The following is a 13809-nucleotide window of genomic DNA, read 5'->3' as shown; positions in this document are numbered from 1 at the left end:
GACAGAATGTCTCGACGCAAGGAAATGCAGCGTCTCATCCGCGCATATAAGGAAGAGACGAAAGTAACTGAAATCGACATGAAGAGAGTCGCGAAATGGGCGGCTGGACGGGGATGGCCTCTGCCATCACCGCCTGATCCGCTTGATCTGCTGGCAAAGCAGTTTACCGAGGCGGCTCGCGAAGTTGTCGAGTACGACAAAAAGACGGGAAAACCTTACCGCATCTATCACGCGCTCAAAACCTCTCACGGAGGAACTCAGTTGCATTTCTTCGTTGATATCGAAGAGGCAACGCGCACACAGATGCATGTCTCGCTAGGTCTTCGTCGAGAGCAAATGGTCAGCGACGGGTTGATGCTTTCTTATGACCAAGATCACTGGAACGATGTGCATCCGGACGAAGAACCGATTCAGCTTCCTATGGATCTGAGCTTCGACATCGAACTGCGCAAGCATGCGCCAGACGAAGGCGAAAGCGCCGCCTAGCGGCCACTCGTCGTGACTCGGCAGACGTAAGGCCACGAGCGGCGCTGCGAGGTACGGAAAGAAAAAAGCGGCTCACAAGGAGCCGCCTTTTCCACTTCGACTGTCTCCGGGGGGAGGGTGCTAGCACCCCACATGGCCCAAAGCGCATGGTCGTGACCGTAGTGTCTAGAACGCCCAAGTCAAACTGAGACACTACCACTGTTCACGACGCGCAACTTCGCTTGCCCGTCCGCTCCGACCTTCATCTGATCCCTAAACCGCATGTAGTGCTCGACGTTCTGCCTGGACATGCCAATGTCGTTCGCGATCTGGTCGACGTCGTAGCCGGCCTCGGCGCGGGCGAGGATGCCGGTGCCGCGCAGGCCGTGAATAGTCGGATGGTCGGCATCCTCCGGATCGATATCCCACTCGTACTTCTTCACCTGGCCGGCCACCCATTGCTTCCAGCGCTTGCACAGCGCACGGCCGTGCTCGGTGTCTTCCAGCCACCTGTTCCAGCGCGCGCGTAATCCGTCGCCGGTGTAGGCGACCCCCTTCGGCGAGTAGAGATAGAGATCCTGGCGGAAGCGGTCGATCGGCTTCAGCCATCGCGCGTTGGTGAAGCGTACCGGCGTCTCGGCCCAGCGGTCGAGCTCGATCGCGTCGGCGATCGCCAGCGGAATGTGAAACGCACGCCGGCGCTTGCGCGTCTTCTTCGGCCGGCACCAGATGCCGTTGCGCTCGCGATGCTCCGGGCCCATCCGGATCATGTCGCTGCCGCGCTGGCAGGTCATCATCCCCAGCCGCAGCATGCGCACCAGGTCTGGCGGCGCGTGCGCCTGGACGTGCGCGATCGCGAATGCCGGCCAGGGCACATGGCCGCGGTCGGGAATGTCGAAGTCGCGGACCTTGTCGAACGGGTTGGCCTCGGCGAGCGCCAGAGGGATGGCCCAGTCCCAGATGGTGCGGCCGACAGAGAGCATCTGGTTGGCCATGACAGGCCTGTCTTTCATCGCATCGCGTGCGGTCTGCACCACCAGTGGCACGAGCTCTGGCACGGCGACCAGGCCCCATGTCTCCAAGGACTCAAAGCGGCGCATGTGGACGTCGTAATTGTCGCGCGTGCCGTCGGCGAGCCGCTTGAATTCGTCGCTGTCGCGGTAGCGGGCGATCAGGGCGCCGACAGATCCGGGCGGCAGCTCCGATGGCATGGCATCGCGCCGGCGCTTCACCTCGCGCCAGAATGCGTCTGGCTGCGTGTCGGCGCTCGGCAGCTTGATGCGCTCGCCTTCGCGCTCCGTGCCGCGGCCGGGATTCCAGTAATAGTAGGTGTAGACCTTGCCGTTGGTCTTGCGGACGACGGTCTTTTCGACGCCTTCAGGCAGCGTCACGCCGGCCACCCGGTTTCTTGCCAAAGTTCGCCGCTCCCTTGAGGGCGGCGTCGAGCCCGACGACCGTCCTGCCTGACAGCTTACGGTCAACATCTTCCCAGCGCCAGCGGGGCGAGCCGGTTGGAAACGCGTCACAAGGGGCTGGAAGATGTCCGTCCTTGACCCACTGGTCCCACGTATCCGGCGAAATTTGAAGCTCAGCTGCGCCGGTTTCCCGGCTGACGTAGGCCGGGGTGCGATCGCCGCGTAACAGATTGTCACCCTTACGCACGGTCATTCCGCATCCCCGTTGGACCGTATGGTCGCCGATGACCAATGCTCCAAACGACCCGGTCAAGATAAGCGGCAAGATCGGTCATGACCGAAGTACGCATTGACCGATTTACTGCCGCCGATCCTTTCCGAGTTGATTGCTGACCAGGACTAAACGAGCGCGAAACTTGCTGCATTGCCCTCAAAAAGTGAGCCGATGCGGATGTATTCGAGGGTGGTCGTGAAGGATTTGTGCCGCAATTGACGCTGAATCGCGTGGCCAGGGGCGCCGTTCTTGGCAGCCGAGGTTGCCAGTCCGGATCTGAGCGAGTGGCCGGAAAAGCCGTCCGCCAGCGCGCTGGCTTTTTCGGCCGTGAGGCCTTCGGCCAGGGCCGTCTTCCCTATGACCCGCTTCACAACCAAGGCGATACCCGCGCCGGTGATCGCGCACGCTCCCATTTTGCCGTGTCGACTGATGGGGCGGAATATTGGTCCGGCCGTGATGCCTGAGACCGCGAGCCAAGCTCTGTAGGCACGCACAGGGCAAACGGCCTCATCCCTTCCGAACGGGATGCCGATCGCCTCTTCCTCGCCCGCCTGGTTCGTTTTTGAGCTGGCCAGTTGCACAATGAGGCCGTCGGCGGTTTCCTCGATCCATCCGGGCGCGTGTGGACCCTGCGCTGTCCAAAGGCCAGCGAGCTCAGACCGGCGGAGACCGGCAGCGAAACCTATTAAAAGCAGGGCGCGATCGCGGTGCCCCTGCAAGGTGTTGGCCGTGGCCTGCATTGCCCTTCGCAAGTCGGGCGACATCAGCGGCGCCTTCTTGGTCTTGCGGACATGATGCTTGTTTCGCAGCCCCTGCCAGAAGATGCGAAACCGCTCGTCGGATGTGTCGAGTTTCGCTCCGCGGGCTCGATGGATCACCCGGATGGCAGTCAAGCGTCGAAGTAAGGTCGAGACCTTAAGGGTGCCGGCGAAGGCGGTCAGGTAACCGCGCTCATCATTTTGACTGTCACGTTCGGACCTGCCTTCGCAGATGGCAGCCGACTGACCGCCTCGCCTCGCGGCAACACAGTCTTCGTTGGAAGTAAGCCAGTCGACGTAGCGGGCCAGAATGCGAAGCGCCGGTCGATTACGTTTGTTAATCCCAGTCTGAGCCGCAAGGTCTATCTGGTACCGGCCAACCAAGAGCCAACGGTGGGCCACGGTATCCCCATCCCGCCCGAGGGCTTCTGGGTAGCTCCGTACATTCAGGATGGCTCCAGGCCCTCTAGCGCGTGGAAAGCGGTGGCGGGAGGCGAAGGCGAACCCGTTCCTTTAGAGGTGCTCGAGTTCTTCTGAATCTCGCTCTGAATCTCCCCGGCGCGGCTACGCCGGTTCGTGCGCGACTCCCCTTGGAGTCGTACGCTCATGTTGAAATTGCGAGCGCTGTTCGCGGCAGTCCTTGTTGCAATTGGTACCGTTGCCATCTCCGCTTACCCTTCCGCAGCGGGATGTGGATCAGACAATCCGAACTGCATCGTGCCGACGGCGCCGCTCGGCACTACCAACAACCAGGCGGCCTCGACCGCCTTCGTTCAGAATGCGATCGCGGCCGGCATTCCCTATGCCGACATTACCGGGCTGCCGGCGCTGACGCTCCTCGGCTCGATCGTCGGCGGTAACGCCGCAGCGCTGACGCCGGCGCAGGTAACCGCGAATTTCTGCGTCGTGTTCACGACCACGCTGTCGGGCTGCGTGCCGGGGCCGACCGCGGTGAGCGGCCGCTATCTCGGCGACGACCATGCCTGGCACGCAGTGCCGACCCAGACGATTCTCGCCGGGACCGGCGTCTCGCTCAGTGGCACCTGCAGTGGGGCGTTGCTGAATTGCACGGTGAGTGCCCCGGGCACCACGCAGCTGATGCTCGCCTCACGCGCCGCAGCTGCCGCGCTGAACCTCTCTGGCCTCAACGCGATCCAGACGCTCGGCTACGCTCTCCCCGGCGATGGCGGCGGGGCGCTGTTTCAGAACAACGCCGGGGCCATCACGTCCATCTCCGTGACCACGGGCGGCACCGGCTGCACCAATGGCACGACCGCCGGCATCTATTTCACGGGCGGCGCCGGCCGGCGCGCCCAGGCGACCGTGACTGTTGCAGGCACCGTCGCGACCGCCATCGTCTTCTCCGGAACCGGCGGGCGGGGCCTTGGCTACACGGCCGGGAATGTTCTGACGGCCGTCAACGTCCCCGGCTGCTCGGTCCAGCCAACCTTCACCGTCAACACCCTCGGCAACGCGCCGTTTCTCGATGCCCAGGTCAACGGCACCACGGTGAGCGGTGCTGGCTCCGGCTGCACCCCGGGGACCTACTTCGGCTACAGCCCGGTCGGCGGCGTCGGCTCCGGCCTCGAGGGCATCGTGACCATCGGTGGCGGCGGCACCATGTCCTCCTTCACCATCACCGGGACCGGCGGTGGCGGCTACCGCCTTGGCGACGTCCTGACCTTCACGGCGTTCTCTCCAGCGATCCCTGGCTGCGCTACGCAGCCGTCGCTCACCATCGCCTCGTTGAACGCTCCCCTGGCCAGCTTTACCGACGCGGGCGGGACGGGCTGGCAGATCATCTCGGCCGGCGGCGCTGCCGATATCAACATCCGCCAGTTCGGCGCGGTCCAGAACTACGTGAAAGCCAGTGGCGATGCCGGAGCGACCGACGACGGCCCTGCCATTCGCGCCTGCCTGCGCTCTGCGTCGATCGGGAGCTGGTTCCAGGACGCCGGCGGCTATGGCGGCGGCGTCTGCGTCGTGCCCTCCGGAGCCTCGCTCGTCTGCAACGGCCTCGAGGTCCCGGCCTATGTCACTCTTCGCGGCAACACTCGGGGTGGCAGCGTTCTGAAGCAGTGCGATAGCGACAACGTCAACGCCACGAACTTCATCACGCTGGGCGATCCGCAGAATCACCACAACGCCTTCGATGCCATTCTCAAGGACCTCGTCCTGTTCGGCGGCGGCAGTGTGATGGGTACGGCCTATATGGTCTACTCCAACAGCACACAGTCGGCCTACACCCTCGACAACGTCGCGATCTATTCCGTGGCCCGCGGCTGCATCAAGTACGAGATCGGCTATGGCGGCCCGTCCGGCTTCGGGGTTCATGGCGGCCTTTGTGTGCCGAACGGCACATTGTCGCCGTCGCCAGCGATCGTCCTCTCGGGGAACTTCTCGTTCACCTTCGACAACAACTGGCAGACCAGCGTCGGCGGTCCGAAGTGGTCCGGCACCGCGATCAGCCTCGGGGCCGGCGGCACGTTCCAGATGAACACAGGCGCGCACTGCGAGAACCTCGCCATCTGTGTCGACTACGATGGCAGTGTCGGAGCTCCCATGATGGTTTCCATCGTCAGTAATGTCGGAAACGTCGCTGTCGATAAGTACGTCTCGATCCGCACTAGCTCCGTCACCGGCGTGGGCCTTCAGGGCTTCAGCGCCAACGGCGTTGCCTGCAATGTCTACAAAGTCGCCACCGCCAGCTGCGTCAGCACTGGCAACATCCCAGGCCTATCCACCTTCTGAGTGCCCAATGCTTTGACCTCGCCCCTTAGACAGCCGGGACCGGTTCAACGCACACCGTCAACAACAATGGCTCGTTCACCCGGAAATCTGCACGGCTGGAATTCGTTCTAGCTAAGCGACGTGTCGCTAGCGATAACGTCCGATTATCGAGGGCTTGTCGGCTCTTGGGTCAGAGCTGACCTTCGAAAGGAGGACGACGTCTCCGATGGGCCAACAGCAGACTCAGCGATTTAGCAAATTCATCGTCATTCAATCACTTCGTCGGCACGGGCGAGCAGCGTTGCCGGCAACGCGAGACCAAGCGACTTGGCAGTCTTGAGATTAATTACCAGATCGAATTTGGTTGGCTGTTCGACTGGCAATTCGGCGGGAGCAACACCTTTGAATATTCTAACTACGTACTGCGCCGAGCGCTTCCACATTGCCGACAAACGTGGACCGTAGCTTGCCAGCCCGCCAGCTTCGACGAATTCGCTGATTTGATAGATGTCAGGAATGCGAGCGGCTGTAGCAAAGGCGACGATCGACGGGCGAATGGAGTCCGCTAGGACGAATACGGCGTCACATCGTTCATTCGTAATATCTCGGAACGCTCGATCCAGATCGGCGGGCGTTGCAGCCATTATTGGAACAATTGAAAGATCCAGAACTTTGGCCGCGTCTCTTGAGATCACAACCTGTCCTGGGTGTGTCGCGTTGGATGACATCAAGACGGCGATCTTTTTAGCGTTTGGGAGAATGGACTGAAGCACGTCGAAAATTTTGGTGATGCTGTCTCCGTACATATTTGCCAGACCGGTGATATTTCCTCCGGGATGCGAAAAGCTTTTCACGAAGCCGGACCCAATAGGATCGATTGCCGGGGTCATGACAATTGCAATGGATGATGTCGCACGTTGCGCTGCAGCAATTGCTGGCGTCGCTACAGCAACGATTACATCAGGACCTAACGCCACAAGTTCGTTTGCCAAGTCTGGTAAGCGCTCGTTGTTTCCTTCAGCTGCCCGCCGGTCGATATGAAGGTTCTTGCCTTCGATGTAGCCGAGGCCATGCAACTCCTGTCTGAAGACTTCGATCAAATCGCCGGTGGGGCCGGTCAAAAAGCCCGGGACCAGAACCCCGACGCGCCAGGTTTGTTGTTGCTGTGTTCGCGCCTGCGCCGGCCATATGGCCGCAAAACATCCAAGTGTTGCAGCCCCACCAAAAATGAGAGCACGACGTCTCATTTGTCGCCTTGTCGGGACGGCGCCAGATATTCGACCGTCCAAATGCACCTTCCGGATCAAACCATTTTACCTTTCCGGCTTGAGCTTTGGAAGAGGGGAAAACGTTTGAGCAACTGGTAGTGCGAGACGCATGTCCGAGTTGGGTCACGAGGCGACCTCGTCAGCTTGGTCGGTCTCGAACCGAAGCGGACGTCGCCACCGGTAATGCCTAATTATCGAAACTCAGCCGGGGTGTGCTTGTGTCCAGGCGGACCCCAGGGTTCGGCGGATGAAGCGGCGGCCGAGGAGCGGAAGCGCGACCGGCAGCGGCTGATGTCGCACCGCCGGCGGTTGAAGCGTTAGACACGCAAAAGGCCGCAGTGGAATCCCACTGCGGCCCGCGCTTGATGTCAAAACGAACCGGGTAAAAAGATCAACGTGAAATATGCAGCCAGCCCCGGTACGGTCGGTCTACCCCTCGACCTTATCTAAACGCAAATCGATTCTTTTCGCGGCGCGGCGAAACCGTTTCTCGTGCCTAACGTACGCGGCCAACTTGGAACGCAATGGAACCTGGTCCGGTTAACGTTGGCGGCCGCCCCGAGCAATATTGAGCAGCGGCGGCAATCCGGGTGTGCTGCACTTTCAGCCACGCAAAGCAAGGCCGACCCCGCGCTGCGCTCTGCCTCCAAGATGGCCCCAGTCCCGCGAGCCCCGGACTGGGGCCGCTCTGTATCGAACGTGTGAATTTTGGCGCTGGCCTGTTTTAATCCCTAGGGGCCTAAGCTGAATTTCGCAGTGGCCTGATTTGAGGTGAGCAGTTTTGCTCAGACATCAGCCCGTGACTGCGCAATACGCTCTCACATGAGATCGGAAGAGAGACGACCCGACCGGCCCTGCGAGGTTTGCACCCGCCCTATGACCTACTTCAGCACGATGGGAGCTATGGGATCGTACCGTAAGGCTTCGGTCTACCGTTGCGAGCATTGCTGGCGAATAGAGGTCGACAAAGAGTAAGGCTGCCTCAGTTGAAGCGGGAGTGAGCAATTTTGCTCAGACACCACGATACGCGTATGCAATTTGTATCGGCTATCACCGCCCCGCCCTCGGCAGCTATCGGTGACTGAGAGATCTTTGCTCCCGCCAGAACGCGGAGCCGTTTGATGCTCAAGCTCACCACATCGTTGACAGAACGCCTTACCCAAATGGCCACGGTCGCTCGGAGCCGCGCAGAGGCAACGCCTCCCGGGCCCAAACGGGAAGCGTTGTTAAAAGCCGCGCGACTGAGTGAGAACGCCTTGCACATTCAGCAATGGCTAAGCTCCCCCGGCCTCCGCACCCCAACCTGAACCCCACTCGATCAGCAGGCCGCCTCAGTTGGCGGCCTCTCAATCTTTCACATCGGTCTTCCGTTGATCTGTCGGCCAACGATACCGCCCGAGGGTGCGGTCGGCTCTGTGTTGGCTGCTGGTCGCTGGGCCTAGTCGATCACCGATTGGGCGCGGGCTGAGGCGCGGCAACGCCATTGGAGATGCCGGTTCTTGCGTCGGTATTGCCTGTTGTCGGGTTAGTATTTGTGCCTGCCCCCGTGGTCGGGGCACCGGCCGCCCCGGCGCCGGACGAAGATGTTCCCGAACCTGCCGTACCCGCTGATGACGCCGCGCCTGTGCCAGCGCCGGCTCCGCCCGCTCCACCTGCGCCACCTGCCTGCGCGTGCGCGAAACCGATCGACGCACCGGCGAGCAGCGCACAGATGGCTATCGAAAAAATTGTCTTTCGCATGTTCCAACTCCGTTTGACCTTGTGATTATCAAGCGAAGTCGCGTGCGGACGTTCCTAAGGGAGAAGCCGGATATGGCTCCGTCTCCGAGATGGAACCGCCCTGCGGCTTTTCCCATTGCGCCAAGCGGTAGGCTGCTTTCTCCAGCGCTGGTCTGCTTCCGAGCGCGGTGGCCGGCTTTGAAAACCGGAGTGGCCTGTTTTGCTTTTCGGGCGCATAAACGGGGATGCCAGAATCTCATCACCGATCCTGTCAGTGCGGCGCAGTTTACAGCCGCACCGAATCCATGGCTCCGGGCCGACAAATTGCCAGCTTCGAATGCGCGGTTTGTGGAAACACCCTCGAGAGCTGGAACAGTGCTTGGGTCCCAAGCTACCGCTTGATTGCTGGTCCTGTCCGGCTTCCGGCCGAGTGAAGTTCATCATCGAGATTTACGCGACCGCTTCGGACGAGTCGGAAACCCTACTTCATCGAACGACGATCAGCGCCATCAACCCGCTCGCAGCGCGCAAGCAAGCGTCGCTCCTGCTTGCCGGCAGGAAGAAGGCAACGGGCGCGCGCGTGTTGAACGGACAGGGCGAGGTAGTCTATAAAATCGATAAGTAAGGCCGCCTTAGTTCGTCACATTTCCGGTCGACTTCTGCACACAGTGCTTGTCACTCGACAGCCCGCGTCGCAGCAGCTCCCTAACCGCCGCTGCGCGGCTCGGAAACCGCTCCGCGAACCAGAAGTCATCAATGGCCTGCTTGTCTTGCTTCGACAATTCTACATGGAGACGGACAACGCGGTTTTGCTGCATTAGCACGAAACGAAAAGCCGAAATTATAGTTCCAGTCAGGAGCGAGTAGGCCGCCTCAGTGGCGGCCGGTTCATCCCGGCGGGCCTCAATTTAGCAGTGGCCTTGTTTATGAATTTTTGACGAGTGAGCAAAACGATACAGCGGGCGGGGCCTCCGCGGTTCCATCCTTACGAAATCACCGCTCGACCTTTGGCATCCATCGGTGACTGAGAGCACCACGCTCCCGCCTCCTCTAGAGGAGCAGCGCCATGCCTCGACGCGGTTTCAACCAAGCCACTTCTCTTGAAGACCGCCTTGCCGAACAGGTGAGGCGTCTCCGCGAAGAAGCCGAATTACTCCCTCACGGACCGGTGCGCGAGGCCGCTCTCCGCAGGGTAAGGCAAGCCGAAACCGGCTCGAACATAAGCGAATGGCTGAGGTCGCCAGGACTACAGCCCCCAACGTGAATGTTGAAGCGACCGGCGCTCTATACTATCCCGATGGGATGTCAGAGCAGGACGTTGCCAGATTCCGCGCTCAAGCCGATGAGTGCCGCCAACAGGCAGAACGGGCAGTGAGTGCCCTCGATAAAGAGGCTTGGCTGCGGCTGGCGGGCGAGTGGATCAAGCTCGCACAGAACGCCGCAGGTGATCGCGGCAGCGAATAAGACTGCCTCAGTTGGCGGCCTCTTTCATTCATCTTCCGATGCTGTGGTGCTGTGTGTGCAGCCTGGTCCGATCCCCGGTTAGCTGCTCGACATAGTCGTCGATCGCGGCGATCAGCCGCTGTGAGTTCGGCGCATGGAGCGCATCTGCCTTCGATAATCCCCAATTATCGAAAGCTTGGACGCCCCCTTGATGCGCGTGCTTTTCGTGCTTCACGTCTTTTGCACACGAAAAAGACGCGAGGCTGCTTGCCTCAATGAATCGCTCGTGATTCGATTCTGTCGATGATAAGGATGGTCCTTCTCACGTTCGCTGTTTGTGGTCTGGTGCTTGCTGGCGAGCTTGGCCGCATTGTGCTGGCTGCTGCGTGTGCAGGGACGCTCTACCTTTCATTCCGTATTGGCTATTCGATCGGTGCCGAAGAGCGTGAGGCCGCGATCATCGCTCTGACGGCGCCGTTGGAGTAAGCCGCGGAGGCGCATTTCCGAAACTCACGGGCTGGTTTTGTTCGCGTGGAGTAAAGGGCGATGACGGGCGGCGATCCAGGCTAGAGGACGGACGATCAAAGGATTTCTCGAGTAAAGCCTAGCGGGGCGGGCGACGGCTGCCACGCAATGTAAACGGACTGGTGAAGAACCGGCCGCCGAGATCATAGATGGGGCTAGACCGCGAACGCCTGCGCGGCTATATCAGCGCCAGCAAGACGCCGATTTGCAAAACTTTTGTCGCGGCTTGCAAAACTTCCGAAGAAAGTCTTGTAATATCAAGTGCTTCGGTGGGGAATGGTGTAACGGTAGCACAACAGACTCTGACTCTGTTTGTCTTGGTTCGAATCCAGGTTCCCCAGCCAATTATAAGTCACTGACAATACAGGATTATTTGGCCCTAGATCGCGTCGATTTCGGGCGCGTTCGTGTTGCGCCTGTTGCGCAAAATTCCTCAATCCTTCCAACGATTCCCCGGTGCTCCCGGCGGCTCGGCGCGACACGGGGCGCGACACGCTTGTGAATTAGGAGAATAGCCCAAGCCACCCACTTCGCGTGCGGTCAGGCCGTGTAACCATCAGGCGTTGATTCGTTGGCTCGGTTAGAGGTGGCGGCGTTGAGCATATTGCGTGAAATCCAGGCGGCGATCCTTCAGGATAATCCGAATCTCGGCACCATCTTGCTGAAACTGCGTTTCCTGGCCTCCCGGCTGGGGAGTGAACCGCTTGAGGATTGGGTTAAGTACGAGGCGGAGGGATATCCCAAGGACGCGGACATTCCGGGGTATCGAGTGGCAAGACTTTCGTTCCGCGGCAGTTGGTCCGGTCCCTTCGGTTCGGGGATCAATAACGCGCCGATTCCCACAGCACTCGTCGAGAAACACGCGAGCAAAGAATGGACCCGATATAAGATTAGGGAAAGCATCGCTACCGTTCAGGAAATGGCAGCCAGAGAACAATCAATGGGGATCGACGCTTCAAACTTGATCCTCTTGCTACAGGGCAAAGTTTACGAGGACTACGCCTGCAATTCCATCGTTGCCGAGATGTCATCAATAGCGATTCGCGAGATCGTGCAGACAGTTCGCGCTCGAATTCTTGAACTGACCATCGAGCTTGAAAAGCGTGTGCCTGAAACTGTCGAAATTACCTTGCAGCAAGTCATCAGCAGCAAGATGCCAGAGACCGCAGCGACCGTTACACAAATTTTCAATCAAACGGTCTACGGAAACGTCACGCATGTCACCGCAACCGATGGCGCTCAAGTGACCCTTGCCATCACGGCCGGGAACACGGTTTCGATGGTGAGTGAGCTTGCAAAGGCCGGACTGCCGGACGAGGCGGCAAAGGAGATCACCAGCATCGTCGCTGCTGAGGGACCTCCGACCGCGGATAGGACCCTCGGACCGAAAGCTTTGGGATGGATCAAGAAAAACGCGCCGAAGGCGGCGTCAGGGGCATGGAAAATTGGCTCCGCCGTAGCAACCGATTTGCTCAAAGAGGCGGCGTTGAAATACTACGGACTAAAGTGACGGCGAGTCACTCGAAGCGTCCTTTTCGATAGGATTGTTGCTGCATGTCAGATACGAAACCAATCGGCCAACGCTTTTCGCAGGTCTATTTGCGCCGGGATGAACTGCTACAGGACAGCCAACGCGCGCGACGTCGGCTTGCTGCCTGGCTTGGGGCATCGGAAGATGCCAGTGATCTAGGCGAATTTCTCGTCGCCGAATTAGGCATCGATCTCGTGTATCAGTATGGGTGGGATTGGGTTGCTAGCTTAGCCAAACTTGGTACGCCAGATTTTTTGGATAGCATCACGCTCGCCTATCGCCACTTCACGCAGAAAAAGCGCGGTGGAATGCGGGATCCAAGTTCAAATGAAAAATTTCTGGAGGTATGTCGGCGAATTTTCACCGAAGAATCATTATCGTACACGATCGACGACGCCGGCGGTGTGCATTTCAAAGTTGATGGCGAGTTCGCAGCCAATACCAATGCGGCTGTCAGCGCGATAAATGGGGCTCGTTTCGGCAATGCGCGGGCCGAATTCGAGAAAGGCTTATCAGCGCTATCCGGCGCGACACCCGATGGAAAAGAAGCAATTCGCGGTGTGTTTGGAGCAGCTGAGTGCATATTCAAGCTGATGTTTCCGCGTACTGCTAAATTGATATCTGCCGATGTGGCGAAGAACTTAGGCGCTGCTTCCCAATCTCTCTACGCGTCGGATCCTGCGGCTCAGAGAGCAGCAAGCAAGATGGTCGCTTCGTTCGCGGATTGGGTTGATGCCTGCCACAACTACCGGCACGAACAGGGCGTAGAAGATCCTTCGCAACCACCGCTCGATTTAGCGATAGAGTTGGTCAGTGCGGGAGCCGGGTTCGTGCGATGGCTAGCAAGGTTCGACAGGCACTTAGGTGTCTAATGTCGGCTGTTATCTGACATATCATTTGGTTAGATAGACAAGACGGAGCGATTGACCGTCGGCCTGTTGGTTGCGATGAACAGCGCGATGCAGATCGCCAAGATCAAGTCGTCATGCGCGCCCGATCGCGCGTTGTAGGTGACGCGACCGCTCTCCGAGACCTTGCGGCCGAAGTCCCGCAATTCGTCCTTAAGTGCCGCCGATTCCATCAGGTCCGCTGCGATCTTGAGTTCGCCACTGTGCATTCGCGACTCGAGCCCAGAGACGAGAAATCCCTTCGGCACGTGGTGCGTGTCGCCACCATTCATCGTCACTTCGTTGCCGGCGGTGATCAGAACCTTTTGCGGACGCAAGCCCCGCTGGCTCGAATTGATCGGCATCAGGCCGACCGCAGCCCGTGAAATCAGCGAACGTTGCGCCGACCAGCGGTTCGCGTCCCAGCGTTTTTGGCGACGTGCTCGATTTGCTGGTCGCGACCCTTTCCACTTCAAACTAGGGTCTGCACGTGAAATCGCGCCGCGATGTATCCACCTCCGGTGAACTACGGCTTGCGCTCCCGCTGCGGTTGCGCTTGGATGAGGCCAACAACAAGAACGAACTGAGGGGTAGGGGACATGAGGGCAGCAGCGCTCGTTGCAAGCTTGGTATTGACGATCGGTCTCATCTGCCACGCGGATGCTCGCGGCGGAGGTCACGGTGGTCGTGTCAGCTACGGCGGCGGGCATCACACAAGCAGTCATGGTGGCAGCTATTTTGGTGGGGCCGGCTCATCCCACCGCGGCGGGACGTACATCAATTCGAGAACTGGC

The 13809-nt window shown here is 59.8% G+C and carries 11 protein-coding genes and 1 tRNA gene; 7 read left to right on the top strand and 5 right to left on the bottom strand.

The window, feature by feature from the left end:
* Positions 1-6: 6 nt before the first annotated feature.
* Positions 7-486 carry a hypothetical protein gene (locus tag UP06_RS04020; protein ID WP_045001149.1) on the top strand — a complete coding sequence of 160 codons (480 nt, stop codon included), beginning with the start codon at positions 7-9 and terminating at the stop codon, positions 484-486.
* A 179-nt stretch (positions 487-665) separates the two neighbouring features.
* On the opposite strand, the gene UP06_RS04015 is transcribed toward UP06_RS04020, so the two are convergent.
* The 3 genes from UP06_RS04015 to UP06_RS39190 all read right to left on the bottom strand — a co-directional run bounded on the left by UP06_RS04015 (position 666) and on the right by UP06_RS39190 (position 3314).
* Positions 666-1856 (bottom strand): site-specific integrase, encoded by a 1191-nt coding sequence (locus UP06_RS04015; protein WP_156162751.1) that lies wholly within the window; start codon positions 1854-1856, stop codon positions 666-668.
* Complete coding sequence (locus UP06_RS04010) at positions 1843-2133, bottom strand: helix-turn-helix transcriptional regulator (RefSeq protein ID WP_045000687.1); 291 nt, start codon at positions 2131-2133, stop codon at positions 1843-1845. Before UP06_RS04010 ends, UP06_RS04015 begins: the two co-directional genes overlap by 14 nt.
* Before the next feature lie 146 nt (positions 2134-2279).
* Positions 2280-3314: a site-specific integrase gene (locus tag UP06_RS39190; protein WP_156162750.1), complete on the bottom strand. Its 1035-nt coding sequence runs from the start codon at positions 3312-3314 to the stop codon at positions 2280-2282.
* A gap of 204 nt (positions 3315-3518) precedes the next feature.
* Here UP06_RS39190 and UP06_RS04000 point away from each other — a divergent pair, with 204 nt between their 5' ends.
* Positions 3519-5663: a hypothetical protein gene (locus tag UP06_RS04000; RefSeq protein ID WP_156162749.1), complete on the top strand. Its 2145-nt coding sequence runs from the start codon at positions 3519-3521 to the stop codon at positions 5661-5663.
* 245 nt (positions 5664-5908) lie between these two features.
* Here the strand turns inward: UP06_RS04000 and UP06_RS03995 are convergent, their stop codons facing one another.
* Entirely contained in the window at positions 5909-6889 is a 981-nt protein-coding gene (locus UP06_RS03995; protein WP_045000684.1) for an ABC transporter substrate-binding protein, read from the bottom strand.
* Positions 6890-9059: 2170 nt separating this feature from the next.
* Here UP06_RS03995 and UP06_RS03990 point away from each other — a divergent pair.
* From UP06_RS03990 to UP06_RS03960, 5 genes are all read left to right on the top strand, one after another.
* On the top strand, positions 9060-9254 hold the full coding sequence (locus UP06_RS03990; RefSeq protein WP_045000682.1) for a hypothetical protein: 195 nt from the start codon (positions 9060-9062) through the stop codon (positions 9252-9254).
* A 1130-nt stretch (positions 9255-10384) separates the two neighbouring features.
* Positions 10385-10558 (top strand): hypothetical protein, encoded by a 174-nt coding sequence (locus tag UP06_RS03975; protein WP_156162748.1) that lies wholly within the window; start codon positions 10385-10387, stop codon positions 10556-10558.
* A 309-nt stretch (positions 10559-10867) separates the two neighbouring features.
* Positions 10868-10941: transfer RNA gene (locus UP06_RS03970), tRNA-Gln, on the top strand.
* A gap of 251 nt (positions 10942-11192) precedes the next feature.
* A complete protein-coding gene (locus UP06_RS03965) occupies positions 11193-12107 on the top strand; it encodes an AbiTii domain-containing protein (RefSeq protein ID WP_156162747.1) in 915 nt (304 codons plus the stop codon).
* Between the two features lie 44 nt (positions 12108-12151).
* Entirely contained in the window at positions 12152-13000 is an 849-nt protein-coding gene (locus UP06_RS03960) for a hypothetical protein (RefSeq protein ID WP_045000670.1), read from the top strand.
* A 29-nt stretch (positions 13001-13029) separates the two neighbouring features.
* Here UP06_RS03960 and UP06_RS03955 read toward each other — a convergent pair whose 3' ends face one another.
* The gene (locus tag UP06_RS03955; RefSeq protein ID WP_045000667.1) at positions 13030-13380 is read right to left on the bottom strand and encodes a hypothetical protein; all 351 of its coding nucleotides are present in this window, start codon (positions 13378-13380) and stop codon (positions 13030-13032) included.
* Between the last annotated feature and the right edge of the window lie 429 nt (positions 13381-13809).

Origin of the sequence: Bradyrhizobium sp. LTSP857 (assembly GCF_000938285.1) — a bacterium.
Lineage (GTDB): Bacteria > Pseudomonadota > Alphaproteobacteria > Rhizobiales > Xanthobacteraceae > Bradyrhizobium.
The sequence above is the reverse complement of the archived record's forward strand: the minus strand, read 5'-3'. Positions and strand labels throughout refer to the sequence as shown.

Bases quoted from the DNA above. Each gene is read 5' to 3' on its own strand.
- UP06_RS04000 (WP_156162749.1), top strand. From the start codon at position 3,519: ATGTTGAAATTGCGAGCGCTGTTCGCGGCAGTCCTTGTTGCAATTGGT.
- UP06_RS03975 (WP_156162748.1), top strand. From the start codon at position 10,385: ATGGTCCTTCTCACGTTCGCTGTTTGTGGTCTGGTGCTTGCTGGCGAG.
- UP06_RS03960 (WP_045000670.1), top strand. From the start codon at position 12,152: ATGTCAGATACGAAACCAATCGGCCAACGCTTTTCGCAGGTCTATTTG.
- UP06_RS03955 (WP_045000667.1), bottom strand. From the start codon at position 13,380: ATGCCGATCAATTCGAGCCAGCGGGGCTTGCGTCCGCAAAAGGTTCTG.
- UP06_RS04010 (WP_045000687.1), bottom strand. From the start codon at position 2,133: ATGACCGTGCGTAAGGGTGACAATCTGTTACGCGGCGATCGCACCCCG.
- UP06_RS03995 (WP_045000684.1), bottom strand. From the start codon at position 6,889: ATGAGACGTCGTGCTCTCATTTTTGGTGGGGCTGCAACACTTGGATGT.
- UP06_RS04020 (WP_045001149.1), top strand. From the start codon at position 7: ATGTCTCGACGCAAGGAAATGCAGCGTCTCATCCGCGCATATAAGGAA.